Raw genomic sequence first — 26111 nt, forward strand, 5'->3', positions numbered from 1 at the left:
ACCCGCGATGAGGCCTTCAAAGCCAATTCATCATCGCGGAGCAAGCCCGCTTCTACGTGAAGGTCAGTTTTGTGTGGCAACGCTGGTTTTGCCCTGGCGGTTCTCGATGTCGCCGATCAGGCGTTTGGCCAGGGCCGGGTAGTTTTCGTCGAAGTGATGCCCACCCGGCAGCTTCAGGCGCTCGCCGACAGCCGTGTGGTCGGTGCAGCCGCTTTCATCGGCTTCTTCCTCGCCATAGATACACACCACCTTGGAAGCTGGCAGCTTGGCCATTTCCGGTCCTGTAGGGGCCTCTTTGCCGGCATTGCCCAGCCAGCCCTCGACTTCAATCTCGAAGCTGCCACTGCGGGCAAAAGCCAGCAGGATCACCGCGTCGATACGCTGCTGGTCTTCGGCCGGCAGGCGATTGTAGATGGCCGGCAACACGTCGGCTCCGAAGGAGTAGCCGGTCAGCACAAAGCGCTTGGTGCCCCATTTTTGCCGGTAGTGCTGCATCAGCTCCGACAGGTCGATTGCGCTCTGCTCAGGCGTCTTGTGTTGCCAGTAGTAGCGCAGGGTGTCGATACCGACCACCGGGTAACCCAGCTTGGCCATTTCGCCTGCCACGTCGCGGTCAAGGTCTCGCCAGCCACCATCACCTGACAAGAACAGGGTGACCGTGTCGGTGGTCTGGCCGGCTGGGACCTCCACCACCGGGATGCTCATGGCGTTGCCGTCTTCACCCACCAGCGCCTGGGTCAATTGTGCCTTGAGAACCTGCGGCAGGTGAATGTCGTAGTCGCTGATACTGGTTTCGGCATTGGGCTGGTCGCGTACGAAGGCGGCACTGGCGTCATCCGGGTTGTCGTTCCAGGCCACGCTCCAGTGACCATGGGCGGCCGACTTGGGCAGAGGGGAGGTACAACCGGGGCGTTCGACGTTGAAATCCACCGAGATGGCCTGGGCCTTGTCGTTACTCTGGTTTGCCAGCCAGCTCCAGGCTTGTGCCGCACCCGGGCCGATACCTGCTACCAGGGTCGCAGGGCCATTGAGCTGTTGCAGGGCTTGCTGCAGGGCGGTTTGCTGCAAGGCGCAATCGGCTGGGGGCAGAATGACCTGGACCATCTGCGCTTCGCCACTCTGGCTGAGATTCAGCAGTTGTTTGTCCGTGAGGGCCTGGTCCTGTGGAACGGCAATGGCGACGAGGGCCTTGGCACGCGAGCCAGGGCTGACCCGGGTCAGGCCGCTGCCATCACTCAAGGCCAGGTGCTCAAGACTGGGCTCGGGCGCCGGGCGCGTCCATAACCAGAAGACCAGGGCGGAAGCGAGCAGACCCAGGGTCAGAATTACCAGAAGGTACAGCCAGTAGCGTCGAATCATCAGCGTTTCACCAATCCGGTCAGGCCGCCTGCGATCAGGGCGGCAGTATCGGCCAGTGCCACCAGTGGATCGAGTCCGGCAGGCACGGCCATGTAGCGGGGTTCCCAGTCGGGCTGGAATTTGTCCTTGAAGCGGCGCAGGCCCTGAAAGTTGTAGAGCTGTTCGCCTCGCTGGAACACCATCGAGCCCAGGCGTTGGGTCAGCGGGGCGCCACGGCGTGGTTGCAGGCCCGACAGGGGCACCATGCCCAGGCTGAAACGGGCATAGCCCAGGGTCTTATAGTGTTGGATCAGGCCGACCATCATGAACTCCATGGTCAGCTTCGGAGCCTGAGGGTGGGCGCGCATCAGGTCGAGGCTGGCCAGCTCCCGGCTGTGGGTTTCCAGCAGGTTGGCAAAGGCCACCGGGCGTCCCTCGAAGCGGATCAGTGCGATGCGAAAGTGCTGTAGGTACTCGGGGCTGAAGCGGCCGAGGGAAAAGCCTTTCTCGCGTACGTTCTTGCCGCTCAGCCAGGCATCGGAGATCGCCTTGAGTTCTTCGAGCGGTGCTTGCCCCGGCTCATGTACTTCAAGGCTCAGGCCGTCGCGCCCGCCGCGATTCCAGGTGTAGCGCAAGTCCTTCATCTCCTTGCCCTTGGCTTCCAGGTCAAAACGGTTGAGGTCGACCCGGGCTTCCTCCCCCAACTTGATCGCGGTCAGGCCGATGTCCATGTAGAACGGCAAGTTTTCGGCGCGCACCTGATAGAACACGGGGCGGGCATGGTGGACGTCGCACAGGTCGCGAAACTGCCAGATCATTTCGGCGCGTTTGTGGGGCGGGCCGATCGGGTCGTACAGGGCGACCAGGCTGCGGCCGCGCCGGGCATACATCAGGAAGGCATCGTCATCGGGGTGGAACAGCAGGGCCTTGTCGCCTGTCAGGGCCAGGCCGCCGTCGGGCTGGTCCGAGGCCTGCAGAATACGGCTGGCCCGTTGCAGCTCATCGACATTTGGCAAGTGGATCACCGGGCGTGCGGTACGCAGCAACCAGGTCAGTGCAACCACCACCAGCAGTACCGCGCTCCCCAGCGCCGAGCGCAGCCCGCGTGGCGCGTCGGCATCCAGGGTGAATTGCCACCACAGTTGATGACTGTAGGGCACGTCCTGATAAGCGAACAACAATAGCCAGATCGAGGCGCCAATGACACACGCGCTGGCGGCCAGGTAAACCGGTGAGAACGGCAGCTCCAGCAGGCGGCTGGGACGATAGAAAGAACGGCGAAACAAGGCCAGCAGGCACGCCGTGAATGTGAGGATGGTGGCTTCTTCCCAGTCGAACCCCTTGAGCAGCGAGAGCAGGGCGCCCACCAGCAGCAAGATGGTGGTCAGTATCCAGGCGGCAGACAGGCGTCGGCGCAGGCCTTGGGCCAGCAGGAGGCATAGCACGCCAATCAGGCTGGCGCCAAAGTGCGAGGCGTCAATCAGCCGGTGGGGGATAAGAAAGCCCAGGTGCTCCAGGCGCCCGTCGATTTCCGGCGTGGCGCCGGAAAACAGCAGGACCACGCCGGAGAGAAACACCAGCACCGCCAGCACTGGCGCCGCCAATCCGGAAGCAGCCTTGATGGCCTGGCGAGCAGCGATAAAGCGCTGGGCTTCATTCACCAGCAGTACTACGCAGGCCAACAGCAATGGCATGACCACGTAGATCAAGCGGTACAGCAACAATGCGGCAGCCAGCGGCGCTGCGCCAAGCTGATCGGCGAAGGCGGCCAGAAGGATCGCTTCAAACACCCCGACGCCCCCTGGAACATGGCTGAGCACGCCAGCGGCCAGAGCCAGCAGGTACACCAGCAAGAAGGCACCGAAGGGCGGCGCTTCAGGCAACAGCAGGTACAGCACGGTCGCGGCAGCGGCAACGTCCAGGGCAGTGATGAGTAGTTGCAAGAAGGTCAGGCGGGTGCCTGGCAGGCTCAAGGTGCGTCGCCCAACGCGTATCAGCAGGCTGTCTGCCCGAGGTTGTTCCGGCAGGCGCCGGCGATAGAGGCCGTAAACCAACAGTGCTGCCAGGCCCAGGACCGACAGTGCAATGCTGGCCAGCAGGGGCTGGGGCACGTGCAGTGCGATAGAAGCCGCGGGCAGGTTGCTCAACGTCGCCAGGGCGGCCAGTGGTGGTAGCGCGCAGCCCAGAGACAAGCTGGCGAACAGGGTCATGCGCGCAACCTCGGTCGCACCGACACCTTGGCGGGCGTACAGCCGATAGCGCACCGAGCCACCTGAGAGCAGGGACAAGCCAATGGCGTTACCAATGGCAAAGGCGCTGAAACCGCCCATGATCAGTGTTCGAGTGGGTAGATCGACAGCGGCGTAGCGGCTGGCCGACCACTCATAACCCAGCAGGATAATGAAGCCAACGAACGTTGCCAGCACTGCCCCGGCCAGGGCAGTGGAGGGGACGCTGAGCAGCGAGTCATGCAGGGCGTAAATGTCCAGCTCGCTGAGCAGGTGACGGCAGGCGATAAGCGCAATGGTGAACAGCAACAAGGTGACCGCCAGGCCAATGGGTTGCCGGTAGCGGCTCAAGCGGTCGAGCCAGCGCAGGTGCTGGATGGCATTAGGCAATGCAGTGGTGACGGGGGCTTCTGTTTCAGGCGTTTGGGTGCGCATCAATCACCTCGTGGGTGGTGAGCGCCAGGATGAACGTATCCAGCCAAGGTACCAATCCCTATGGAAAGTAGTGGCCGCTATGATCGGGCCGCTGCCTGCATTGAGGATAGTTAAAGAATATTTATGTTGTCGCTGGAAAGGGGCTGAATCGCAGATGCAAAAAAGGCCACTTTTTTCAAAGTGGCCTTTTCTGTTGTTTGGTTGCGGGAGCCGGATTTGAACCGACGACCTTCGGGTTATGAGCCCGACGAGCTACCAGACTGCTCCATCCCGCGTCTGATGTGGCGGATTCTACAGCGTTTGGCAAAGCTGTCAACGCTTAATTGTTGATTTACAATAATTTTATGCCTGGGCACTTTCTTCAGGCAAAGAAAAAGGCCACTCGTTAGAGTGGCCTTTCTTTGAATCTGGTTGCGGGAGCCGGATTTGAACCGACGACCTTCGGGTTATGAGCCCGACGAGCTACCAGGCTGCTCCATCCCGCGCCTGTGAGATGAGATTCTACAGTTATTCGCTGGGGTGTCAAGCACTGATTAAAAGAAATCCTTTTTTCTTCAAATGCTTAGCGCTGTCTCTGGGTGCTGGAGGGCAGCTGCGCCGTGGCTTGCAGAGTGAAAATATGTATGTTTATCCAGTGCCTGTGGTGCGTTGGGCGTATCGGAGTGAGATACTGCCTACATAGCCTTCTAACTGTGCCTACGATTGACGATGTCCCAGCGCAAGATCATCCACATAGATTGCGACTGCTTCTATGCCGCCATTGAAATGCGCGACGACCCGCGTCTGGCCGGGCGTCCGTTGGCAGTGGGGGGGTCGGCTGAGCGGCGTGGGGTCATTGCTACCTGCAACTATGAAGCGCGTGCCTATGGCGTGCGTTCAGCGATGTCGTCCCGGCATGCTCTCAATCTTTGCCCTGACCTGTTGATCGTCAAACCGCGCATGGATGCCTATAAAGAAGCATCCCGCGAGATCCACACGATTTTCCGCGACTACACCGACTTGATCGAGCCCTTGTCGCTGGATGAGGCCTATCTGGATGTGTCGGACAGTTCATGGTTTGCCGGTAGTGCAACACGCATTGCGACCGACATCCGTCGCCGGGTGGCCCAGCAACTGCACATTACTGTCTCGGCCGGTGTGGCGCCGAACAAGTTCCTGGCCAAGATCGCCAGTGACTGGCGAAAACCCAATGGCTTGTTTGTGGTTACACCGGATCAAGTAGAAGACTTTGTTGCCGCATTGCCGGTCAGCAAACTGCATGGCGTGGGCAAAGTCACTGCGGACAAGCTTGGGCGCCTCGGAATTGTCAGTTGCCTGGATCTGCGGGACTGGACTCGTCTGGCCCTGGCCCGTGAATTTGGCAGTTTCGGCGAGCGGTTGTGGGGGCTAGCGCGAGGAGTCGATGATCGCCCGGTGCACAACGACAGTCGTCGGCAGTCGGTGAGTGTCGAGAACACCTACGACACAGACTTGCCCGACCTGGCCAGTTGCCTGGAGAAATTGCCTGAGCTGTTGGAAACCCTGGCAGGGCGCATGGCCCGTATCGACGACAGTTACCGCCCGGGCAAGCCGTTCGTCAAAGTGAAGTTTCACGATTTCACCCAGACCACCCTGGAGCAAGCCGGGGCAGGGCGGGACCTCGGCAGTTACCAATTATTGCTGAGCCAGGCGTTTGCCCGGGGTAGTAAGCCGGTACGGCTGTTGGGGATCGGCGTGCGCTTGCAGGATTTGCGTGGCGCTCATGAGCAACTGGAGTTGTTTGGCCGCGATTGAATAAAAAAACGCCAGCAAGCTGGCGTTTTTCAAGGTTGGGGTAACTCAGTGTACGCCTGGGTCGGCGACCAGGCGGCCGGCATCCTTGGTCAGGGACTGCAGAAACTCCTGCTGCAGTTCAGGATCGTTGCGCGTCAGCTCGATCAGGCTCTGCTCCAGTTCACTGGCTTCTTCTTCAAGGCCCAGTTCCGACAGTCGCTTGACCCGATGCACCCACTGGCTGACTTCATCGTCTTCCAGATCGTCGAAGATCAGGTCATGAGCTTCAACCAGCTTGCCGCGCAAAGCGCTGCTGATCAGCAGGCTGGAGTCACCGCGCACGTTATTGTCTTCATCGGCCACTTGCAGGTGCAGGGTGCCAATATGGGTCAGGTTCTGCTCGGTGAATGGACTGTCGAGCAAGTTCAGGTGCAGCACGCCATTGCGGTCGGTGGTCAGCGTATGGCTGACCTTGCCAGCCTTGACTTCGACCGGGCGGTCGCTCCACGGCAGGCTGGTGTATTCCTGGCGTTTGTCCTTCTGCACCTCGGTGATCCCGGCAAGGTTCTGCTGGGCGCGGCCGTTGGACTGGGTATTCATGAGCGGGTTAAGCCCGTCGACGCCATAGCTCAACCAGTCATGCGTCACGCTTTCAGGCAGGTTGCCCAAGGCGAAGATGTTGACCACGTTGGCGCCTACACCGGCGACCACGGCCACCGCGCCCAGGGGGATCTCGTAGACTTCCCGCCAGGGCTGGTAAGGCGTGTAGCGATCATAGCGACGCGTCACTTCGAACTCGGTAACTTCGAAGTTTTTCTGTTCGTTGATGCGCACACGCCGTTGCGGTAGCTCGAGTACCTTGGGGTCCCCGACATCGATCTGCAGGCTGTGTTCGAGCAGCTTGCGCTCGATGCGTTCCTCATGCTCGCTGCGCTGGGACATCTGGTTGGCGCAGCCGCTGAGCAACAGGGCGCCGCACAGTGCGGCGCCCCCCAGGGTAAAGGTACTTCGCTTGAACATGATTACTCTTGCGTTAGCTTAGCGGCGGATTCGGGCTTGCAGGAAGGACAGCACCTCGGCCAGTGGCAGCGGTTGCGCGTCACGCTCCTTGCGGTGCTTGTATTCCAGGTTGCCTTCGGCCAGGCCGCGATCGCTGATCACGATCCGATGTGGAATGCCGATCAGTTCCATGTCGGCAAACTTGATCCCTGGGCTGGTTTTCTTGTCGCGGTCGTCCAGCAGTACTTCGAAACCGGCGGCGGTCAGCTCGGCATAGAGCGTATCGGTGGCTTCGCGAACCTGTTCGGTTTCGTAGCGCAGCGGAACCAGGGCGATCTGGAACGGCGCCAGAGTGTCACTCCAGATGATGCCGTTCTCGTCGTAGTTCTGCTCGATGGCGGCAGCCACCACGCGGGATACGCCAATACCATAGCAGCCCATGCTCAGGGTTACCGGCTTGCCGTTCTCGCCCAGTACCTGGCACTTGAGTGCTTCGCTGTACTTGGTGCCCAGCTGGAAGATATGCCCGACTTCAATGCCGCGCTTGATCACCAGGGTGCCCTTGCCGTCCGGGCTTGGGTCGCCTTCAACGACATTGCGCAGGTCGGCAACTTCAGGAACGGGCAGGTCGCGCTCCCAGTTGACGCCAAAATAGTGCTTGTCGTCGATGTTGGCGCCGATACCGAAATCGCTCATCAGTGCTACGGAGCGGTCGATAATGCAAGGCAGTGGCAGGTTCAGCGGGCCGAGGGAGCCTGCGCCGGCGCCAATGGCGGTACGCAGCTCTTCGTCGGTGGCCATGACCAGCGGGCTGGCAACCTGTGGCAGGTTGGCGGCCTTGATTTCGTTCAGTTCGTGGTCGCCACGGACGATCAGGGCAATCAGCTTGCCTTCTTCAGCCGCGCGGACGATCAGGGTCTTGACGGTCTTCTCGACCGGCAGACCGTAATTTTCCACCAACTGGGCGATGGTCTTGGCATCGGGGGTATCGACCAGGCGTAGTTCTTCGGTCGGCGCAGGGCGCACGGTTTCCCGAGGAATCGCTTCGGCTTTCTCGATATTGGCGGCGTAGTCGGAGCTGTCGCTGAAGATCACATCGTCTTCACCGGACTCGGCCAATACATGGAATTCGTGGGAGTAGCTGCCACCGATGGAGCCGGTGTCTGCTTGCACCGGGCGGAAATCCAGGCCCAGGCGGGTGAAGACATTGCTGTAGGCCTGGTGCATGCGGTCGTAGGTTTCCTGCAGGGAAGCCTGGTCGGCATGGAAGGAGTAGGCGTCCTTCATGATGAACTCGCGGCCACGCATCAAGCCAAAGCGTGGACGGATTTCGTCGCGGAATTTGGTCTGGATCTGGTACATGTTCAACGGCAGCTGTTTATAGCTGTTGAGCTCGTTGCGGGCCAGATCGGTAATCACCTCTTCGTGGGTCGGGCCCACGCAGAAGTCGCGACCGTGACGGTCTTTCAGGCGCAGCAACTCAGGACCGTACTGCTCCCAGCGGCCAGACTCCTGCCACAGCTCGGCAGGCTGGATGCTGGGCATCAACACTTCCAGTGCACCGGCGGCGTTCATTTCCTCGCGCACCACCGTTTCGACCTTGCGCATCACCCGAAGGCCCATCGGCAGCCAGGTATAAAGGCCGGAGGCGAGTTTGCGGATCATGCCGGCGCGCAGCATGAGCTGGTGGCTGATCACCACCGCGTCGGACGGGGTTTCTTTCTGGGTAGCGAGCAAATATTGACTGGTGCGCATGGTAGGCCGTTGTCGGTTGCTTAGACTTTAAATGACCCCGCATTGTACGGGGGCGATTCGGTGGCGTACAGGATGCCGGAGCACGAAGGTGTTGTCAGCCCGAATCGAGACAAGAAAAAGCCCGGCGGTGCCGGGCTTCTTCGTACTGAGGATACAGAAAGCCCAGGGCTTACAGGATGCTCAGTGGGTACTCGACGATCAGACGCAGTTCGTCGATGGACGGCGAGCCGTAGTAAACGCCGTCTGCGGAGCGGTAGGTAGCCTGACGGACGCGGAAGCTCAGGTCCTTGGCTGGGCCTTCTTGCAGGACGTACTTGGCCTCGATGTCGCGTTCCCATTCCTTGCCGTTGGTGGTGCCTTCGACGTTGGCGCCTTCACCGGTAACGTAACGGGCCATGAAGCTCAGGCCTGGTACGCCGTAGCTGGCCATGTTCAGGTCGTAGCGAGCCTGCCAGGATTTTTCGTCTTCGGCGTTGAAGTCGGAGCGGGCCACGGAGTTGGCCAGGAAGATGGTGCCGCCACCATCCACGCCGTAGGCGTAGTCGCCGTCACCGGTAATTTGCTGGTGGGCAATGGTGAAGGTGTGGGCGCCGATGTTGTAGGCAGCCGAGAGGCTGTACGCCTGGTTGTCCAGCTCGGTTTCACCGTCAAAGGTGCGAACCTTGCCATCACCGTCGCTCTTGGTGTCATAGAAGTTGACGTCGAAGACCAGGCCTTGATCATCGCTGATAGGCAGTGCCCAGTTGATGTTGGCGTAGTACTTGCGCCAGTAGTCTTCTACTTTCGAGTAGTAGAGGCTGGTGCTCAGGTTGTCGGTGAAGGCGTAGGTACCGCCGAACACGTCAGCCTTGGTCAGGTGCAGGCTGTCGCGGAAGGTCTGGGCTTGAGCGTTCAGGCCGGTGAAGTGACCAGCGTGCAGGGTCAGGCCTTTGATCTCATCCATGGTGATGAGTGCGCCTTCGGCAACTTCTGGCAGCAAGCGGCTGTCGTCAGTGGCCAGGACCGGCAGGGCGGTGAATTGGTTACCGACTTTCAGGACGGTGTCGGAGATGCGCAGTTTGACCGCGCCGCCACCCTCGGAGTAGTCATCTTGCGAGCGACCGTCGGAGCCTTCAGGGAACAGGCCGGTGCCGGCGCGACCCTTGCCGCTGTCCAGTTTCAGGCCCAGCATGCCGATGGCGTCGACACCGAAGCCGACGACGCCTTGGGTGAAGCCCGACTCGTAGGTGCCGAGGAAGCCTAGGCCTGTTTCTTCTACGCGGCTTTGCGAACCGTTAGGAACGTTGCGGAAGTCACGGCTGAAATACAGCATGCGGGTTTTGACATTGAGCTTGCTGTCTTCGATAAAACCTTTGGACTCATCCTGAGAGGAGGCCACAGCCATCTGCGAGGTGCCTGCTGCAACAGCCAGGGCGATAATGCTCCACTTCATCACGCGCATCGTGATTTGCTCCTTTGGTTTTTAGGAAGAGTACTGCCGTCGCCGATTGGTTTTTTTATGCGGCGCGGCTCTTTCTTTTTGTGTCGGCGGAAATGTATATCACGCAGACTGTTGTTTGCGATATGGGGAGAAAGATCCTTTCGGTAACTTTACGGTCATGTCGCTAACTGTTATGTCCCTGTCGCAAATTACGTCCCGAGTTTACGGGTCGTACAACTCCAGCGCTGTTCCGGACGGCATAGGGGTAGGCCAGAACACGCTATCCCCCGATTCCCGAACTCCCTGGCTCACCCATGCAGCTGTTGTTATTTGTCGCGCTCCACCGCAGCGATGCAGGTGTCGTGCCGACTGTGGCGGATGAGAAAGCAATAACCGTGCTCAAAACGTGGGGTGGTTCACGAAATTTTCACTTCGATCGCGCAGGTGGTCGGAGAACCCCCGTAAAACCGGGGGCTAAGAACCTTTGGTTCGATCGGAGGGTCAGCGCTGGAATAAGCGAAAAAGTTGCCTTGAAGGTCAAAGCGTTACCGGGGTGGGTGGGGGCTGAGTAGTTTGCGGATGCTTTGCAAGCTTGATGGTGCCGATCGGCTTCATTTTGGTGCGAAAAGTAGCGCTTCGTAACCGGCTGGGTCGTTACCCTGCTCTTTGGAGGCGGAAAGAGAAGGGCTGGGCGTGTGAACCAAAGCAGTGCAGTGCATTTTCAATGGCAGGTCGGCAATGCTCTGGCGAGCGATCGGAGGTATCCTGCAGCTAGCGGTCTGCAGCACAGGTCAGGTGCGAGTGGGCAAGGTATTAAACAGTTGTAGGAGATTTATCTGTGTTTGTTATGGATCCGCGTCTGCAGGAAGACACCTTCGTTCTGGGGGACTTTCCCCTTAGTCGTCTATTGCTGAGCAAGGACGCCAACTATCCATGGTTTATTCTGGTGCCGCGTCGTACTGACATCAGTGAATTGTTTCAACTTGATGACCACGACCAGCGACAACTCTGGAGCGAAACTACTGCCTTGGCCGAAACCCTCAAGGACAGTTTTGCTGCCGATAAGATGAACGTCGCAACACTGGGTAATGTCGTCAGCCAATTGCATATGCACGTTATTGTGCGTCGACGTAATGATCCGGCCTGGCCCGCACCTGTGTGGGGAAACAAGCCGGCGATTGCTTACACCGCCCAGCAGGTCGCGGACATTCGCCAGCGTCTGAAAACGGTGCTGGATGATGACTTCACGTTTGCCGAGGAGTGAATCATGACGCTTGAAACGCGGATAACCGAGCTGGAAAGCCGTCTGGCCTTTCAGGACGATACGCTGCAGGCTCTCAATGATGTTCTGGTCGACCAGCAGCGAGTGGTGGAGCGCCTGCAATTGCAGATGGCGGCACTGCTCAAGCGCTACGAGGAAATGGTCGGGCAGTACCAGAGCAGCGAAGAAGAGGCGCCGCCGCCTCATTATTAAGAGGGGGAGAGGCAAGTACAAAAAAACCGCGGTCGCTCAGGCGCCGCGGTTTTTTGTTTGCTGCGGATCAGCGCCTCGGGGCGGCGATTACATCTTCGGCTTGCAGGCCCTTGTCACGGTTCATGACCGAGAACTCCACGCGCTGGCCTTCGACCAGGACGCGGTGGCCCTCGCCACGAATGGCGCGGAAGTGAACGAAGATGTCATCGCCCGAATCGCGGGAGATGAAGCCAAAGCCCTTGGATGTGTTGAACCACTTCACCGTGCCGGTATCGCGGTTGCTCATGTCGTACTGGGTGTGTTGATTGCGGGCAGTGCCGGTTTTGATGAATGCAGCGGCCAAGTGGAGTAATACCGCAAGTACGGTGCAGGCAAGCGCTGGCAGGTTGCCCAGTTCCGGGCGGGCCAGCAGGGTCAGGGTCTGCAGGACGACAGCGATGACCAGCAGGGCGCTGGAAAGGCGTTGCAGGTGCAGGCGGGCGCCTTTGTAGTGCTGGGGGACAACGGGGGCAAGCACCAGGTTGAGCAGGCCGAAAAGTGCCAGGTAGACAGCTTCCGGTTGCTGTAGGAGTGTTACGGCATCAGCTCTGAGGCTGGGTATGAAGGACAGCAGCAAAGCTGCAGCGCCCGTCAACAGGTGGACGATCTTGAACATGTTGGTTGGCTCACATTGATAAGGCAGATCACAGGAAGAGCTGACGTCACGGCGCGCGTTGGGTGTAAGAAGCGCAAAAACGTGAGAAGAAGGCCAGCCTATGCGCCCCTGCACTGACAATCCTCAGGGGCGGCACGTTGCCTATTTAACAGCAAAGGCCAAGGCTTCTCAAATGATCGGCAAGCCGCGTGTCGCTTGGCCTTGGCCGGAGTGTCGGCAACCTGCTGCACTGTGACGCAGGTGGGAGGCTGCAGGGGGTGGCTAGTCTTGATACAGTGGGGGCACCTGCTTGATGATCAAGCATCATGGAAAGGGGAATGATATGGCAATTGATATCGGTATAAGCGAAGAAGATCGCAAGTCCATCGTCGATGGCTTGTCGCGACTGTTGTCGGATACTTATGTTCTTTATCTGAAAACCCATAACTTCCACTGGAACGTGACCGGGCCTGCGTTTCGTACATTGCACTTGATGTTCGAAGAACAATATAACGAGTTGGCGCTGGCTGTGGACTCCATTGCCGAGCGCATCCGTGCCCTGGGCTTTCCGGCGCCAGGCGCCTATTCGATCTACGCGCGCTTGTCTTCCATCAAAGAGGAAGAAGGTGTGCCGGCTGCCAATGAGATGATCAAGCAACTGGTGGACGGTCAGGAGGCCGTAACCCGTACGGCCCGCAGCATTTTCCCGCTGCTCGACAAAGTCAGTGACGAACCCACCGCCGACTTGCTGACCCAGCGCATGCAGGTGCATGAAAAAACAGCCTGGATGTTGCGCTCGTTGCTCGAAGACAAGTAATAGAAGCACGTTGTTGAAAAAGCGCCCGGACCGAACATCAGGTTCGGGCGTTTGACAGTGAAGGGGAAGGGTTTCTGCAGTTTCATTATTCCCGCTGTCTTGCTGAGTAATCCTACGGCGAGAGTGAGCAGGTCTGCTGGAATCAAACAGTGCGGCGGCGCTTTATTAGGGCGAACTCCTGAGTGGATGGATGTACTCGGGATGGTTTCCCTGTCAATCAAAGCGCGTGGTGCCAGCTATGTCTGAATGGATGAATCGTAACAAGCGTGTGGGTGGAGCCGGCGAGGAAGGTGTCGATCCGTTCGATGCAGGCTTCAACATGAGCCTGGCGCAGCCACTGTCCCGCTCGGTGCGCTTGAATGGGTTTTCCACCTGCCTGCGCCTCGAACAAGTCTACTGGCGGATCCTGGAGCGCATCGCCGAAGCCAACCAGTGCTCGGTCAGCGCCGTGCTGTCCTACGTGGATCGGGAGGTGCACCTGCGTCATGGCGGGGTAAAAAATTTCAGCGGCCTGATCCGAGTGGTCTGCGTGGCCCATCTGCTGGGGGCGCAAGTGACACGCTAGTCAGTGCCGGGCTGCACAGCACTCCTTAACCATATATAATCCCGCGCTTTACTGCCTGAACCAGCCTGTGCTGTGGTTAACGAGACGCGCCTATGCCCATGTACGACTATCAATGTGCTTCCTGTGACCACCATATGGAAGTCCTCCAGAAGATCAGCGCCGCGCCGTTGACCGATTGCCCGGCGTGCCAGAAGCCCGAGCTCAAGAAGCTGATTTCTGCCCCGGGTTTTCGCCTGGGGGGTACAGGTTGGTACGAAACCGATTTCAAGACCGGTGCCAAGAAGAACCTCGCAGGCGGCGACAAGGCTGACTGAGTTGAATTGCACCGGCAGGGTCTTGCACTATTAGCCCTTTGTGGCGCCAAGGCCTCCACTGAACATACGAATGACGAGAAGCGAAACCACCATCATGATGCGCAGCCATTATTGCGGCCAACTGAACGAGAGCCTGGAAGGTCAGGAAATTACCCTTTGCGGATGGGTCCACCGTCGCCGCGACCACGGCGGGGTGATTTTCCTCGATATCCGTGATCGCGAAGGCATGGCCCAGGTCGTCTTCGATCCGGACCGCGCAGACAGCTTCGCCGCTGCCGACCGCGTGCGCAGCGAGTACGTGGTGCAGATTACCGGCAAGGTGCGTCCGCGTCCGGCGGGTGCGGTGAACGCCAACATGGCTTCCGGTGCCATCGAAGTGCTGGGCTACGAACTGACCGTGCTGAACGAGGCGGAAACCCCGCCGTTCCCGCTCAACGAGTACTCCGATGTCGGCGAAGAGACCCGCCTGCGCTATCGCTTCATCGATCTGCGTCGTCCGGAAATGGCCGAGAAGCTGCGTCTGCGCTCGCGGATCACTTCCAGCATCCGTCGCTACCTCGACGAAAACGGCTTCCTGGACGTCGAAACGCCGATCCTCACCCGTGCTACCCCTGAAGGTGCGCGTGACTACCTGGTGCCTAGTCGTACCCACGCCGGCAGCTTCTTTGCCCTGCCGCAATCGCCGCAGCTGTTCAAGCAGTTGCTGATGGTCGCTGGCTTTGATCGCTACTACCAGATCGCCAAGTGCTTCCGTGACGAAGATCTGCGTGCCGACCGTCAGCCGGAATTCACCCAGATCGACATCGAGACCAGCTTCCTCGATGAGTCGGAGATCATGGGCCTGACCGAAAACATGATCCGCAAGCTGTTCAAGGAAGTCCTGGACCTGGAGTTCGGCGAGTTCCCGCACATGACCTTCGAAGAAGCCATGCGCCGCTACGGTTCCGACAAGCCAGACCTGCGCATTCCGCTGGAGCTGGTCGACGTTGCCGATCAACTCAAGGATGTCGAGTTCAAGGTCTTCAGTGGCCCGGCCAACGATCCGAAATGCCGCGTTGCCGCCCTGCGTGTGCCTGGCGCTGCCAGCATGCCGCGCAGCCGCATCGACGAGTACACCAAGTTCGTCGGCATCTACGGTGCCAAGGGTCTGGCGTACATCAAGGTCAACGAGCGTGCCAAGGGCGTCGAGGGCCTGCAGTCGCCAATCGTCAAGAACATCCCTGAAGCCAACCTCAATGTGATCCTCGATCGCGTTGGCGCGGTCGATGGCGACATCGTGTTCTTCGGTGCCGACAAGGCCAAGATCGTCAGCGAGGCGCTGGGCGCCCTGCGGATCAAGGTCGGCAACGACTTCAACCTGCACACTTGCGAGTGGGCACCGATGTGGGTTGTCGATTTCCCGATGTTCGAAGAGAACGACGACGGCAGCTTCACCGCATTGCACCACCCGTTCACGGCGCCGAAGTGCAGCCCCGAAGAGCTGGAGGCCAATCCGGCCACCGCCCTGTCGCGTGCCTACGATATGGTCCTCAACGGTACCGAGCTCGGTGGCGGTTCGATCCGTATCCATCGCAAGGAAATGCAACAGGCGGTGTTCCGCCTGCTGGGCATCGAAGCGGCCGAACAGGAAGAGAAGTTCGGCTTCCTGCTCGACGCACTGAAGTTCGGTGCACCACCTCACGGTGGTCTGGCCTTCGGCCTGGATCGCCTGGTCATGCTGATGACCGGCGCGCAGTCGATTCGTGAAGTCATCGCCTTCCCGAAAACCCAGAGTGCTGCCTGTGTCATGACCCAGGCCCCAGGCCTGGTCGATGCCAAGGCTCTGCGTGAGTTGCACATCCGTCTGCGCGAACAGCCCAAGGCTGAATAAGCGGACCCCGGGCGCATCCACATGGATGCGCCTTTGCGTTCAGCTGTACAGATTTCATGGTTCCTGCCCGGCGTCATGTCGAGCAGGTGCGTAGCATTGTTTCAAAGGATTCGGAGTGCGTTATGGCTGGTCATTCCAAATGGGCAAACATCAAGCACCGCAAGGAGCGTCAAGACGCCAAGCGGGGCAAGATCTTCACCAAGTGGATTCGTGAGCTGACCGTCGCCGCCAAGCAGGGCGGTGGCGACCCAACCTCCAACCCGCGGCTGCGCCTGGCCCTGGACAAGGCCTTGGGTGCCAACATGAGCCGCGACATCATCGACCGGGCGGTTGCCCGTGGTGCTGGCGCGACCGAAGCCGACAACGTCGAAGAACTCAGCTACGAGGGCTACGGCCCAGGTGGTGTGGCGATCATGGTCGAGGCCATGACCGACAACCGCAACCGTACGGCTGCTGCCGTGCGTCATGCGTTCAGCAAGTGCGGTGGCAACCTGGGGACGGATGGCTCCGTGGCTTACCTGTTCGAGCGCAAGGGGCAGATATCCTTTGCCGCTGGCATCGATGAGGACGCGCTGATGGAAGCGGCCATGGAAGCCGATGCCGATGACGTGGTCAGTAATGATGACGGCTCGTTCGATGTCTTCACCTCGTTTGCCAGTTTCTATGCCGTGCGCAATGCACTGGAAGAAGCCGGTTTCAAGGCGGCGGACGCGGAGATCGTGATGCAGCCGACTACCAGTGCCGAACTGGACCTGGACGGCGCGCAGAAGGTGCTCAAGCTGATCGACATGCTTGAGGACCTCGACGATGTGCAGAACGTCTACTCCAACGCCGAGATTCCCGACGAAGTGATGGAAAAACTCGGCTAAGGTACAGCCCTGGCTGGTTGGAAGCCGGGCCCGCCTGCAGTTGCGATGCGACTGCAAGCGGGTCCGGCTTCTGTCTTTGGAACGACGCCTACAGGCGTCAATGGATACGCAGGCGATATGACTCTGATTCTTGGCATCGACCCCGGCTCGCGCATCACCGGTTACGGTGTGGTGCGCCAGGGGGCGCGGGGCTGCGAATACGTGGCTTCCGGATGCATTCGGACCGGCAGCGGCGAGTTGCCCGAGCGCTTGCAGATCGTGTTTCGCGGCGTGCGCGAAATCATTCACCAGTACGGCCCGGTGACCATGGGCATCGAACGCGTGTTCATGGCGCGCAACGCCGACTCGGCGCTCAAGCTCGGCCAGGCCCGCGGCGCGGCGATCGTGGCGGCTGTCGAAGAAGGGCTGGAGATTGCCGAATACAGTGCGACACAGGTCAAGCAAGCGGTTGCCGGCACTGGTGGGGCCAACAAGGAACAAGTGCAAATGATGGTCATGCACCTGCTGAAACTGACCCAGAAGCCGCAAATTGATGCTTCCGATGCCCTGGCCATTGCCCTGTGCCATGCACACACACGCTCCAGTCTGGTGCCGCATGGCCTGGGCACTGCTCGTAGCCGCGGCGGACGCTTGCGGCTTTGATAGCATCATGCGTTGAAACAAATTTTGACCGGGCAATGCCTTCGGCCATTGCATTTGCTGTTAGGGTTGACCGGTTGTTTGCCGGCGCCCATGAGGAAGGACTGCAACGTGATTGGACGTTTGCGCGGAACACTGGCTGAAAAGCAGCCGCCGCACCTGATTGTCGATGTCAACGGCCTGGGCTATGAGCTCGAAGTGCCGATGACCACCCTGTATCGCCTGCCCAAGGTCGGTGAGGCGGTGACCTTGCATACCCACCTGGTGGTGCGCGAGGATGCCCACTTGCTCTATGGCTTCCATGAGAAGCGCGAGCGAGAGCTGTTCCGTGAGCTTATCCGGCTCAATGGCGTTGGCCCCAAGCTGGCCCTGGCGCTGATGTCGGGGCTGGATGTCGATGAGCTGGTACGCTGTGTCCAGGCACAGGACGCCTCGGCCCTGGTCAAGGTGCCAGGCGTCGGCAAGAAAACCGCAGAGCGCCTGCTGGTTGAGCTCAAGGACCGATTCAAGGCCTGGGAAACTTCACCGGCGATGTTCGCCCTGGTGCCGAACGGCCCCTCGCCGATTGCCACCGTATCCAGTGCCGAAGCCGATGCAGTGAGCGCCCTGATCTCGCTGGGCTACAAGCCCCAGGAGGCCAGCAAGGCGGTTGCCGCCGTTGACGCCAAGGGCTTGAGCAGCGAAGAGCTGATCCGTCGCAGCCTGAAGGGAATGATCTAAGTGATTGAAGCCGACCGACTGATAGCCGCCACCGGGCGTGACCGCGAAGAGGTCCAGGACCGGGCGATTCGTCCCCTGCGCCTGGCCGAGTACATCGGCCAGCCGGTGGTGCGCGAGCAGATGGCCTTGTTTATCCAGGCCGCCCGCGGGCGCAGCGAATCGCTGGATCACACCTTGATCTTCGGCCCGCCGGGGCTTGGCAAGACCACCCTGGCCAACATCATTGCCCAGGAAATGGGCGTCTCCATCAAAAGTACCTCGGGGCCGATTCTCGAGCGCCCGGGTGACCTGGCTGCCTTGCTGACCAATCTTGAACCCCATGATGTGCTATTTATCGACGAAATCCACCGGTTGTCACCGATCGTCGAGGAAGTGCTGTACCCGGCCATGGAGGATTTCCAGCTCGACATCATGATCGGCGAAGGCCCGGCAGCCCGCTCGATCAAGCTCGACCTGCCCCCCTTTACCTTGGTCGGCGCCACCACACGTGCAGGCATGTTGACCAACCCCCTGCGCGACCGCTTTGGCATCGTCCAGCGTCTTGAGTTCTATAACACCGAAGACCTGGCCACCATTGTCAGTCGCTCGGGCGGCATTCTTGGCTTGCCGATCGAAGATGATGGAGCTTTCGAGATCGCCCGGCGTGCGCGGGGTACGCCGCGAATTGCCAACCGCCTGCTGCGCCGTGTGCGTGATTTTGCCGAAGTACGTGGCAAGGGCCATATCACCAAGCCCATCGCCGACATGGCGCTCAACTTGCTGGATGTCGACGAACGTGGCTTCGATCATCAGGACAGGCGCTTGCTGCTGACCATGATCGAGAAGTTCGACGGCGGTCCGGTGGGCGTCGACAGCCTGGCGGCGGCCATCAGCGAGGAGCGCCACACCATCGAGGACGTGCTCGAGCCCTACCTGATCCAGCAGGGCTACATCATGCGTACGCCACGAGGGCGAGTTGTTACCCGCCATGCCTACCTGCATTTTGGTTTGAACATCCCCAATCGACTGGGCGAGTCGAGCAGCAGCGAAGGTTTTTCCGCCCAGACCGATGAATGACAGATTTATCCAGTGATTTTGTGGTCCTATCGGCTGGCATGGAAGGACCACGCTGGCAATACGACATAATCGATGAAAAAACAGTTGTCGGGGCGGATTGGCAAGCTGAGGAGTTAGCACTAGAGTATGCGCGCGCAAAATGGGCTTGAGCCGTTCGCACACCGTTGTCGGGTCTACTACGAAGATACCGATGCGGGCGGCGTGGTGTATTACGTCAACTACCTGAAATTCATGGAGCGTGCCCGCACCGAGCGGTTACGCGCACTGGGTTTTGCCCAGTCGGCATTGGCGCAGGAGAACCTGCTGTTCGTGGTCCACTCCAGCGAGGCGCGCTATCACGCGCCTGCGCGACTGGACGACGAATTGCGGGTCACCGCGCAAGTGCTTGAATTGAACCGGGCCAGTCTGCGTTTCGTACAGCAGGTCTGGCGCGAAAAAGATGCAACGCTGCTCTGCGAAGGGCAGTTCCTGGTGGCCTGTGTGCGCGCCGATACTTTCAAACCCCGGGCCATTCCCCCAGCGCTACGTACGGCATTTGCCGAGGCGGGCGATCCGGGTACTCATTCAAATGCAGGAGATTAAGCGTGGAAGCTAACGTCGTCGACCATACCTCCATGTGGAGCCTGGTCAGCAATGCCAGCATCGTGGTACAGCTGGTCATGCTGATTCTGGTTGCCGCATCGGTAACGTCATGGATCATGATTTTTCAGCGCAGCACCATGTTGCGCGCCGGTCGTCGAGCCCTGGACAGCTTCGAAGAGCGCTTCTGGTCGGGGATCGACCTGTCCAAGCTGTACCGTCAGGCCGGCAGCAACCCGGACCCGGATTCGGGTGTCGAGCAGGTCTTCCGCGCAGGCTTCAAGGAGTTTTCCCGTCTGCGCCAGCAACCAGGCGTCGATCCAGATGCGGTGATGGAAGGTGTTGGTCGCGCCATGCGCGTTGCCATCTCCCGCGAAGAAGAGAAGCTTGAGCAAAGCCTGCCATTCCTGGCCACCGTAGGTTCCACCAGCCCGTACATCGGTCTGTTCGGTACCGTGTGGGGCATCATGAACTCCTTCCGCGGCCTGGCCAGCGCCCAGCAGGCCACTCTGGCCACCGTGGCACCGGGTATCGCCGAAGCGCTGATCGCCACCGCCATCGGCCTGTTCGCCGCGATTCCAGCGGTTATTGCCTACAACCGTTTCGCTGCTCGCAGTGAAGTCTTGATCGGCCGTTACTACACGTTCGCCGACGAGTTCCAGGCCATCCTGCACCGTAAAGTGCACACCAGCGAAGAGTGATCAGGTAAAAGCCCATGGCCCGAGTTCGCCACAAACGCAAGCCGGTCGCCGAGATGAACGTGGTGCCATACATCGACGTGATGTTGGTACTGCTGGTCATTTTCATGGTGACCGCACCGATGCTCAACCAGGGCGTGAAGGTCGACCTGCCCAAGGTTTCCAGCGAAGCCTTGCCGCAGGACAACAACGTCCAGGTCCTGACCATTTCGATCAAGGCTGACAAGACCTACTTCTGGAACCTTGGCAGCGAAGTCGATACCGAAAAGCAGATGGACAAGGCCATGACCTTGCCGCAAATGACCGACGCCGTAACCAAGATCATTGCCGCCGGACGCGACCAGGGCAAACAGACCCAGGTTTTCATTCGTGGCGACAAGTCCGTTGACTACGGCGCGGTCATGGGTGCCATGGGCGGGTTGCAGAAGGCAGGTGTCGGTAACGTTGGCCTGATTACCGAGGCGCCCTGATGCAACAGCGAGAGCCATCCGCCTCGGAAAGCTATTTCTGGCCCAGTGTCTGGGCCATTGCGCTGCACGTCCTGGTGTTCGGCATGCTGTTCGTCAGCTTTGCCATGACCCCGGAGCTGCCGCCGGCCAAGCCTATTGTCCAGGCAACCCTGTACCAGCTGAAATCTAAAAGTCAGGCGACCACCCAGACCAATCAGAAGATTGCCGGGGAGGCCAAGAAGACGGCTTCGCGCCAGACCGAAGAAGAGCAGATGGAGCAGAAGAAGGTCGAGCAGCAGGCTGTGAAAGCTGCGGAACAAAAGAAGGAAGAGGCTGCTCAAAAGGCCGAAGAGGCCCGTGAGGCTGCCGAAGCGAAGAAAGCCGAGGAAGCGAAGAAGGTCGACGAGGCGAAGAAAACCGCCGAGGCCAAAAAAGCCGAAGAGGCGAAGAAGGCTGCTGAAAAGCAGCAGGCTGATATCGCCAAGAAAAAGGCCGAGGAAGAAGCCAAGAAAAAGGCTGACGAAGAGGCCAAGAAACAAGCGGCTGAAGAAGCCAAGAAGAAAGCTGCCGAGGACGCCAAGAAGAAGGCGGCCGAGGATGCCAAGAAAAAAACGGCGGCTGAAGAGGCGAAGAAGAAAGCCGCTGAGGACGCCAAGAAGAAAGCTGCAGCTGATGCGGCCAAGAAGAAGGCACAGGATGCAGCCCGCAAGGCGGCTGAAGACAAGAAGGCCCAGGCCCTGGCCGAGCTTCTGTCGGACACCACCGAGCGGCAGCAGGCACTGGCTGACGAGCAGGGCGCCCAGGTGGCCGGCGACTTCGACGACCTGATCCGTGCACGTGCAGCCGAAGGCTGGGCACGTCCACCTTCTGCGCGCAAGAACATGACGGTGGTTCTGCAAATCGGCATGTTGCCCGATGGCACCATTACCTCGGTGAGCGTAGCCCGCTCCAGTGGCGATGGTCCGTTCGACAGCTCGGCCGTTGCCGCGGTCAAGAACATTGGCCGTCTAACCGAAATGCAGGGCTTGAAACCGAGCGAGTTCAATCCCTATCGTTCATTCAAGATGACTTTCACACCTGAGGATCTAGCCTTGTGATTAAACTTCTTCGAGGACTGCTGGTCGTTCTCTGCTGCGCAGCAGGGTTCGCCATGGCAGAGGAAAAGAACATTCTGGTCACCAGTGGCAGTGACCGGGCAACGCCTATTGCGGTCGTGCCGTTCGGTCTGCAGGGCGGTAGCGTGCTGCCGGAAGACATGGCGGATATCATCGGTAATGACCTGCGCAACTCCGGTTATTACTCGCCGATCCCGCGCCAGAACATGATCAGCCAGCCTAGCCAGGCCAGCGAAGTGATCTTCCGCGACTGGAAAGCCCTGGGCGCCCAGTACGTCATGGTCGGCAGCATCGTGCCAGCGGGCGGCCGCCTGCAGGTGCAGTACGCGCTGTTCAACGTCGCCACCGAGCAGCAAGTGCTGACCGGCAGCGTTTCGGGCAGCGTCGATCAATTGCGCGACATGTCGCACTACATCGCCGACCAGTCGTTCGAGAAGCTCACCGGCATCAAGGGTGCATTCTCCACCCGCATGCTGTACGTGACTGCCGAGCGCTTCTCCACCAACAACACTCGCTACACCCTGCAGCGTTCGGACTATGACGGCGCACGCGCCGTGACCCTGCTGCAATCGCGCGAGCCGATCCTGTCGCCACGTTTTGCCCCCGATGGCAAGCGTATCGCCTATGTGTCGTTCGAGCAGAAGCGTCCGCGCATCTTCGTTCAGCACATCGACACTGGCCGTCGCGAGCAGATCACCAACTTCGAAGGCCTCAACGGTGCGCCAGCCTGGTCGCCGGATGGTTCGCGCCTGGCGTTCGTGCTGTCCAAGGACGGCAACCCGGACATCTATGTGATGAACATGGGCTCGCGTCAGCTGTCGCGTGTCACTGCAGGTCCTGGCATCAACACCGAACCGTTCTGGGGTAAGGATGGCTCGACCATTTACTTCACTTCTGATCGCGGTGGCAAACCACAGATCTATAAAACCAATGTTTCGGGCGGCGGTGCCGAGCGTGTAACTTTCGTTGGTAACTACAACGCCAACCCTAAACTGTCGGCGGACGAAAAGACCCTGGTGATGATTCATCGTCAACAAGGTTTCACCAACTTCAAAGTGGCTGCGCAAGATTTGCAACGCGGCAGTGTAAAGATTCTCTCTGAAACAAGTCTTGATGAGTCCCCCACTGTTGCGCCTAACGGCACCATGCTAATCTACGCCACCCGCCAGCAGGGCCGGGGAGTCTTGATGCTCGTCTCTCTCAACGGACGCGTGAGGCTCCCGCTTCCTACCGCTCAAGGCGAAGTCAGAGAACCGTCCTGGTCCCCTTACCTGAACTGACGCGGCGCTTTACGTTTTACTTAACACATTGGGGTTCATTAGGAGTTTCACGATGGAAATGCTGAAGTTTGGTAAGTTTGCTGCGCTGGCTCTGGCCATGGCCGTAGCCGTAGGTTGCTCTTCCAAAGGCGGCGACGACGCTGGTCAAGGCGCTGTTGATCCTAACGCTGGTTACGGTGCCAACACTGGCGCTGTTGACGGCAGCCTGAGCGAAGAAGCTGCTCTGCGCGCAATCACCACCTTCTACTTCGAATACGACAGCTCGGACCTGAAGCCAGAAGCCATGCGCGCTCTGGACGTTCATGCCAAGGACCTGAAAGGCAACGGCGCTCGCGTCGTGCTGGAAGGTAACACCGACGAGCGTGGTACTCGCGAATACAACATGGCTCTGGGCGAGCGTCGTGCGAAAGCCGTTCAGCGCTACCTGGTCCTGCAAGGCGTTTCTCCTGCCCAACTGGAACTGGTTTCCTACGGCGAAGAGCGTCCAGTTGCCACCGGCAACGACGAGCAGTCCTGGGCTCAGAACCGTCGCGTCGAACTGCGTAAGTAATTCGATATGCGAATGTGCCGCCGTGCTGTAACCGTCCTGGCGCTCAGCCTGCCACTCGTGGCATTGGCTGAGGTTCCTGTTGTTGATGACAACGCAGGCTATAGCGGCGCTAGCAGCTATCCACCTGCGGGTTATGGTACGAACGGCGCCTACGCCGGGGGAGGGGTTACGGCCCCTGCCTCGGCGCAGGGTCAGCTGTTCATGCAACTGCAGCAGATGCAGGATCAGCTGTCGCGTCAACAAGGCATCATCGAAGAGCTGCAAAACGATGTTGCGCGCATGAAGCAGGAAAGCCTGGAGCGATACCAGGACCTGGATCGGCGTATTGGAACTGGCGGTGCTCCTGCCGCAGCTCCCGAGAATTCCGCAACCGGTGGCGCCGGTGCCGCTGCAGGTGCTGCCGCCGCGCAACAACCTGCAGCCAGTAGCGAACCTGGTGATCCGGCCAAAGAGAAGCTCTACTACGATGCGGCTTTTGACCTGATCAAGGCCAAGGACTTCGACAAGGCCAGCCAGGCGTTCAATGCCTTTCTGCGCAAGTATCCGAATAGCCAGTACGCCGGCAATGCCCAGTACTGGCTTGGTGAAGTCAACCTGGCCAAAGGTGATCTGCAAGCCGCCGGACAAGCCTTCGCCAAGGTCAGCCAAGTGTATCCCAAGCACAACAAGGTGCCGGATTCACTGTACAAGCTGGCCGACGTAGAGCGCCGCCTGGGGCACACTGACCGGGTCAAAGGCATTTTGCAGCAGGTCATTACCCAATATCCGGGAACCTCTGCTGCACAACTGGCCCAGCGCGACCTGCAAAAGCTCTAAACCGGTCGCTTTAAAAGAAACCCGCGCTAGTCGCGGGTTTTTTCGTTAGAATCTCAGCCCTTTTATTGATCTACGCTGCTGTGAACTACGCGATGACGGGTTTTCAGCGGTGCCTGACGGAGGCGGACAGCCTGTTTAGCTGTTACGCCCGTGGCGATTATGCAAGACACATTACGTATCACCGAAGTTTTTTACTCTTTGCAGGGTGAAACGCGTACCGCTGGCCTGCCCACGGTATTTGTCCGTCTCACCGGGTGCCCGTTGCGCTGCCAGTATTGCGACAGCGAATACGCATTCAGTGGCGGCACCGTTCGCACACTTGATTCGATCCTTGAGCAGGTAGCAGCTTTCAAGCCGCGCTACGTCTGCGTCACCGGTGGCGAGCCGTTGGCCCAGCCCAATGCCATCCCTTTGCTGGAAAAGCTCTGCGACGCCGGTTACGAGGTGTCGCTCGAGACCAGCGGCGCCCTGGATATTTCCAAGGTCGACCCGCGGGTAAGTCGCGTGCTCGACCTCAAGACCCCGGGTTCCAAGGAAGCCGCTCGCAATCGCTACGAGAACATTGAGCTGCTGACCGACAACGACCAGGTCAAGTTCGTCCTCTGTTCGCGGGAAGACTATGACTGGGCGGTGTCCAAGCTGATCCAGTATGGACTGGACCAGCGAGCGGGCGAGGTGCTGTTTTCGCCAAGCCATCACGAGCTGCGGGCAACCGACCTTGCCGACTGGATCGTGGCTGACAACCTACCGGTGCGCTTGCAGATGCAGTTGCACAAATTGCTCTGGAATGACGAGCCCGGCCGCTGAAAGGAGTGAATGCAATGACTGAGAAACGCGCGGTAATCCTGCTGTCCGGTGGCCTTGATTCGGCCACCGTGGTCGCCATGGCGAAGGCCGAGGGCTACAGCTGCTACACCATGAGCTTCGACTACGGCCAGCGCCATCGTGCTGAGCTCAATGCCGCTGCGCGAGTTGCCCGCGACCTGGGCGTGGTCGAGCACAAGGTCATCGGCCTGAACCTGGACGGTATCGGTGGTTCGGCCCTGACCGACAGCAGCATCGATGTGCCTGAAGCGCCAAGTGAAGGCATTCCGGTTACCTACGTGCCGGCCCGCAACACCGTGTTCCTGTCGCTGGCACTGGGCTGGGCTGAAGTACTGAATGCACGGGATATCTTCATTGGCGTCAACGCTGTGGACTATTCCGGTTACCCGGATTGCCGCCCCGAGTTTGTCGAGGCTTTCCAGCGCATGGCGAACCTGGCTACCAAGGCCGGTGTCGAAGGGCAGGGCTTCCGTATCCAGGCGCCGCTGCAGAACCTGAGCAAGGCGCAGATCGTTCTGGCCGGGATAGCCCGTGGTGTGGATTACAGCCTTACTGTTTCCTGCTACCAGGCCGACGATGAAGGCCGTGCCTGTGGCAAATGTGACAGCTGCCGCCTGCGCGCCGACGGCTTCAAGGCGGCGGGTGTAGAGGACCCGACACGATATTTTTAAATTATTTTGCGATGGGGTGTTGATTTCCTGTTAGAAATCAGTATTATACGCGCCATCCAACGGGTCGTTAGCTCAGTTGGTAGAGCAGTTGGCTTTTAACCAATTGGTCGTAGGTTCGAATCCTACACGACCCACCATACGCTGTAAGAGAAAGCCCGCTACCTGAAAAGGTCGCGGGCTTTTTCGTTTTCGGGATAAAAGCATTGCGGGGCAAGCCCGCTCCCACAGCATCTGCAGGAGCGG

At 59.5% G+C, this 26111-nt stretch carries 26 protein-coding genes and 3 tRNA genes; 21 read left to right on the top strand and 8 right to left on the bottom strand.

The annotated features are described in order from the left end of the window. Window positions 1-63 precede the first annotated feature (63 nt). The 4 genes from H621_RS0108910 to H621_RS0108925 form a co-directional block, all read right to left on the bottom strand. Window positions 64-1359, bottom strand: a complete 1296-nt coding sequence (locus H621_RS0108910; RefSeq protein ID WP_028943055.1) for a virulence factor family protein — start codon at window positions 1357-1359, stop codon at window positions 64-66. Further along, complete coding sequence (gene mprF, locus H621_RS0108915; protein WP_028943056.1) at window positions 1359-4001, bottom strand: bifunctional lysylphosphatidylglycerol flippase/synthetase MprF; 2643 nt, start codon at window positions 3999-4001, stop codon at window positions 1359-1361. Before mprF ends, H621_RS0108910 begins: the two co-directional genes overlap by 1 nt. Before the next feature lie 198 nt (window positions 4002-4199). Continuing rightward, a tRNA-Met gene (locus tag H621_RS0108920) sits at window positions 4200-4276 on the bottom strand. Window positions 4277-4409: 133 nt separating this feature from the next. Then, window positions 4410-4486: transfer RNA gene (locus H621_RS0108925), tRNA-Met, on the bottom strand. A 223-nt stretch (window positions 4487-4709) separates the two neighbouring features. On the opposite strand from H621_RS0108925, the gene dinB reads away from it, so the two are divergent. After that, entirely contained in the window at window positions 4710-5774 is a 1065-nt protein-coding gene (dinB, locus tag H621_RS0108930; RefSeq protein WP_028943057.1) for a DNA polymerase IV, read from the top strand. A gap of 45 nt (window positions 5775-5819) precedes the next feature. Here dinB and H621_RS0108935 read toward each other — a convergent pair whose 3' ends face one another. The 3 genes from H621_RS0108935 to H621_RS0108945 form a co-directional block, all read right to left on the bottom strand. Next, entirely contained in the window at window positions 5820-6773 is a 954-nt protein-coding gene (locus tag H621_RS0108935) for a hypothetical protein (protein ID WP_028943058.1), read from the bottom strand. A gap of 18 nt (window positions 6774-6791) precedes the next feature. Further along, a complete protein-coding gene (locus tag H621_RS0108940; protein WP_028943059.1) occupies window positions 6792-8507 on the bottom strand; it encodes a proline--tRNA ligase in 1716 nt (571 codons plus the stop codon). A 169-nt stretch (window positions 8508-8676) separates the two neighbouring features. Beyond that, entirely contained in the window at window positions 8677-9948 is a 1272-nt protein-coding gene (locus tag H621_RS0108945) for an OprD family porin (protein ID WP_028943060.1), read from the bottom strand. An 817-nt stretch (window positions 9949-10765) separates the two neighbouring features. On the opposite strand from H621_RS0108945, the gene H621_RS0108950 reads away from it, so the two are divergent. Both H621_RS0108950 and H621_RS0108955 read left to right on the top strand, forming a co-directional pair. Further along, complete coding sequence (locus H621_RS0108950) at window positions 10766-11191, top strand: HIT family protein (protein WP_028943061.1); 426 nt, start codon at window positions 10766-10768, stop codon at window positions 11189-11191. A 3-nt stretch (window positions 11192-11194) separates the two neighbouring features. Beyond that, the gene (locus H621_RS0108955) at window positions 11195-11401 is read left to right on the top strand and encodes a SlyX family protein (protein WP_028943062.1); all 207 of its coding nucleotides are present in this window, start codon (window positions 11195-11197) and stop codon (window positions 11399-11401) included. 67 nt (window positions 11402-11468) lie between these two features. Here the strand turns inward: H621_RS0108955 and H621_RS29090 are convergent, their stop codons facing one another. Beyond that, window positions 11469-12056, bottom strand: coding sequence for a cold-shock protein (locus tag H621_RS29090; RefSeq protein ID WP_028943063.1), 588 nt, complete (start codon window positions 12054-12056; stop codon window positions 11469-11471). A gap of 322 nt (window positions 12057-12378) precedes the next feature. On the opposite strand from H621_RS29090, the gene H621_RS0108965 reads away from it, so the two are divergent. The 18 genes from H621_RS0108965 to H621_RS0109050 all read left to right on the top strand — a co-directional run bounded on the left by H621_RS0108965 (window position 12379) and on the right by H621_RS0109050 (window position 26005). Continuing rightward, on the top strand, window positions 12379-12852 hold the full coding sequence (locus H621_RS0108965; RefSeq protein ID WP_028943064.1) for a Dps family protein: 474 nt from the start codon (window positions 12379-12381) through the stop codon (window positions 12850-12852). Between the two features lie 238 nt (window positions 12853-13090). Then, window positions 13091-13417 carry a ribbon-helix-helix domain-containing protein gene (locus tag H621_RS0108970; RefSeq protein ID WP_036989604.1) on the top strand — a complete coding sequence of 109 codons (327 nt, stop codon included), beginning with the start codon at window positions 13091-13093 and terminating at the stop codon, window positions 13415-13417. Between the two features lie 92 nt (window positions 13418-13509). Next, window positions 13510-13731 carry an FmdB family zinc ribbon protein gene (locus tag H621_RS0108975; RefSeq protein ID WP_028943066.1) on the top strand — a complete coding sequence of 74 codons (222 nt, stop codon included), beginning with the start codon at window positions 13510-13512 and terminating at the stop codon, window positions 13729-13731. A gap of 94 nt (window positions 13732-13825) precedes the next feature. Next, window positions 13826-15601 (top strand): aspartate--tRNA ligase, encoded by a 1776-nt coding sequence (gene aspS, locus H621_RS0108980; protein WP_028943067.1) that lies wholly within the window; start codon window positions 13826-13828, stop codon window positions 15599-15601. Window positions 15602-15723: 122 nt separating this feature from the next. Next, window positions 15724-16470 (top strand): YebC/PmpR family DNA-binding transcriptional regulator, encoded by a 747-nt coding sequence (locus tag H621_RS0108985; RefSeq protein ID WP_028943068.1) that lies wholly within the window; start codon window positions 15724-15726, stop codon window positions 16468-16470. Between the two features lie 117 nt (window positions 16471-16587). Beyond that, window positions 16588-17112 carry a crossover junction endodeoxyribonuclease RuvC gene (gene ruvC, locus H621_RS0108990; protein ID WP_028943069.1) on the top strand — a complete coding sequence of 175 codons (525 nt, stop codon included), beginning with the start codon at window positions 16588-16590 and terminating at the stop codon, window positions 17110-17112. Between the two features lie 108 nt (window positions 17113-17220). Then, window positions 17221-17829 (top strand): Holliday junction branch migration protein RuvA, encoded by a 609-nt coding sequence (gene ruvA / locus H621_RS0108995; RefSeq protein ID WP_028943070.1) that lies wholly within the window; start codon window positions 17221-17223, stop codon window positions 17827-17829. Further along, window positions 17830-18885 (top strand): Holliday junction branch migration DNA helicase RuvB, encoded by a 1056-nt coding sequence (gene ruvB, locus H621_RS0109000; protein ID WP_028943071.1) that lies wholly within the window; start codon window positions 17830-17832, stop codon window positions 18883-18885. Between the two features lie 126 nt (window positions 18886-19011). Then, window positions 19012-19467: a tol-pal system-associated acyl-CoA thioesterase gene (ybgC, locus tag H621_RS26995; RefSeq protein WP_051270482.1), complete on the top strand. Its 456-nt coding sequence runs from the start codon at window positions 19012-19014 to the stop codon at window positions 19465-19467. A gap of 2 nt (window positions 19468-19469) precedes the next feature. Then, a complete protein-coding gene (gene tolQ, locus H621_RS0109010; protein ID WP_010223192.1) occupies window positions 19470-20165 on the top strand; it encodes a protein TolQ in 696 nt (231 codons plus the stop codon). 14 nt (window positions 20166-20179) lie between these two features. Then, window positions 20180-20632 carry a protein TolR gene (tolR, locus tag H621_RS0109015; RefSeq protein ID WP_028943072.1) on the top strand — a complete coding sequence of 151 codons (453 nt, stop codon included), beginning with the start codon at window positions 20180-20182 and terminating at the stop codon, window positions 20630-20632. Beyond that, complete coding sequence (tolA, locus tag H621_RS0109020) at window positions 20632-21708, top strand: cell envelope integrity protein TolA (protein ID WP_036989608.1); 1077 nt, start codon at window positions 20632-20634, stop codon at window positions 21706-21708. The genes tolR and tolA overlap by 1 nt, the downstream gene beginning before the upstream one ends. Window positions 21709-21761: 53 nt before the next feature. Beyond that, complete coding sequence (gene tolB, locus H621_RS0109025; protein WP_051270484.1) at window positions 21762-23006, top strand: Tol-Pal system beta propeller repeat protein TolB; 1245 nt, start codon at window positions 21762-21764, stop codon at window positions 23004-23006. A 52-nt stretch (window positions 23007-23058) separates the two neighbouring features. Further along, window positions 23059-23556, top strand: a complete 498-nt coding sequence (gene pal / locus H621_RS0109030; RefSeq protein WP_028943075.1) for a peptidoglycan-associated lipoprotein Pal — start codon at window positions 23059-23061, stop codon at window positions 23554-23556. A 6-nt stretch (window positions 23557-23562) separates the two neighbouring features. Beyond that, window positions 23563-24372 carry a tol-pal system protein YbgF gene (gene ybgF, locus H621_RS0109035; RefSeq protein WP_028943076.1) on the top strand — a complete coding sequence of 270 codons (810 nt, stop codon included), beginning with the start codon at window positions 23563-23565 and terminating at the stop codon, window positions 24370-24372. A 159-nt stretch (window positions 24373-24531) separates the two neighbouring features. After that, complete coding sequence (gene queE, locus H621_RS0109040; RefSeq protein WP_028943077.1) at window positions 24532-25179, top strand: 7-carboxy-7-deazaguanine synthase QueE; 648 nt, start codon at window positions 24532-24534, stop codon at window positions 25177-25179. Between the two features lie 14 nt (window positions 25180-25193). Further along, window positions 25194-25868, top strand: a complete 675-nt coding sequence (gene queC / locus H621_RS0109045) for a 7-cyano-7-deazaguanine synthase QueC (RefSeq protein WP_028943078.1) — start codon at window positions 25194-25196, stop codon at window positions 25866-25868. Window positions 25869-25929: 61 nt separating this feature from the next. Then, window positions 25930-26005: transfer RNA gene (locus tag H621_RS0109050), tRNA-Lys, on the top strand. The last annotated feature ends 106 nt before the right edge of the window (window positions 26006-26111 follow it).

The organism is Pseudomonas vranovensis DSM 16006 (genome assembly GCF_000425805.1).
Taxonomy (GTDB): Bacteria; Pseudomonadota; Gammaproteobacteria; order Pseudomonadales; family Pseudomonadaceae; genus Aquipseudomonas; species Aquipseudomonas vranovensis.

Bases quoted from the DNA above. Each gene is read 5' to 3' on its own strand.
- H621_RS0108910 (WP_028943055.1), bottom strand. From the start codon at position 1,359: ATGATTCGACGCTACTGGCTGTACCTTCTGGTAATTCTGACCCTGGGT.
- mprF (WP_028943056.1), bottom strand. From the start codon at position 4,001: ATGCGCACCCAAACGCCTGAAACAGAAGCCCCCGTCACCACTGCATTG.
- dinB (WP_028943057.1), top strand. From the start codon at position 4,710: ATGTCCCAGCGCAAGATCATCCACATAGATTGCGACTGCTTCTATGCC.
- H621_RS0108935 (WP_028943058.1), bottom strand. From the start codon at position 6,773: ATGTTCAAGCGAAGTACCTTTACCCTGGGGGGCGCCGCACTGTGCGGC.
- H621_RS0108940 (WP_028943059.1), bottom strand. From the start codon at position 8,507: ATGCGCACCAGTCAATATTTGCTCGCTACCCAGAAAGAAACCCCGTCC.
- H621_RS0108945 (WP_028943060.1), bottom strand. From the start codon at position 9,948: ATGCGCGTGATGAAGTGGAGCATTATCGCCCTGGCTGTTGCAGCAGGC.
- H621_RS0108955 (WP_028943062.1), top strand. From the start codon at position 11,195: ATGACGCTTGAAACGCGGATAACCGAGCTGGAAAGCCGTCTGGCCTTT.
- H621_RS29090 (WP_028943063.1), bottom strand. From the start codon at position 12,056: ATGTTCAAGATCGTCCACCTGTTGACGGGCGCTGCAGCTTTGCTGCTG.
- H621_RS0108965 (WP_028943064.1), top strand. From the start codon at position 12,379: ATGGCAATTGATATCGGTATAAGCGAAGAAGATCGCAAGTCCATCGTC.
- H621_RS0108970 (WP_036989604.1), top strand. From the start codon at position 13,091: ATGTCTGAATGGATGAATCGTAACAAGCGTGTGGGTGGAGCCGGCGAG.
- H621_RS0108975 (WP_028943066.1), top strand. From the start codon at position 13,510: ATGCCCATGTACGACTATCAATGTGCTTCCTGTGACCACCATATGGAA.
- aspS (WP_028943067.1), top strand. From the start codon at position 13,826: ATGATGCGCAGCCATTATTGCGGCCAACTGAACGAGAGCCTGGAAGGT.
- H621_RS0108985 (WP_028943068.1), top strand. From the start codon at position 15,724: ATGGCTGGTCATTCCAAATGGGCAAACATCAAGCACCGCAAGGAGCGT.
- ruvC (WP_028943069.1), top strand. From the start codon at position 16,588: ATGACTCTGATTCTTGGCATCGACCCCGGCTCGCGCATCACCGGTTAC.
- ybgC (WP_051270482.1), top strand. From the start codon at position 19,012: ATGCGCGCGCAAAATGGGCTTGAGCCGTTCGCACACCGTTGTCGGGTC.
- tolR (WP_028943072.1), top strand. From the start codon at position 20,180: ATGGCCCGAGTTCGCCACAAACGCAAGCCGGTCGCCGAGATGAACGTG.
- tolA (WP_036989608.1), top strand. From the start codon at position 20,632: ATGCAACAGCGAGAGCCATCCGCCTCGGAAAGCTATTTCTGGCCCAGT.
- tolB (WP_051270484.1), top strand. From the start codon at position 21,762: ATGGCAGAGGAAAAGAACATTCTGGTCACCAGTGGCAGTGACCGGGCA.
- pal (WP_028943075.1), top strand. From the start codon at position 23,059: ATGGAAATGCTGAAGTTTGGTAAGTTTGCTGCGCTGGCTCTGGCCATG.
- ybgF (WP_028943076.1), top strand. From the start codon at position 23,563: ATGCGAATGTGCCGCCGTGCTGTAACCGTCCTGGCGCTCAGCCTGCCA.
- queE (WP_028943077.1), top strand. From the start codon at position 24,532: ATGCAAGACACATTACGTATCACCGAAGTTTTTTACTCTTTGCAGGGT.
- queC (WP_028943078.1), top strand. From the start codon at position 25,194: ATGACTGAGAAACGCGCGGTAATCCTGCTGTCCGGTGGCCTTGATTCG.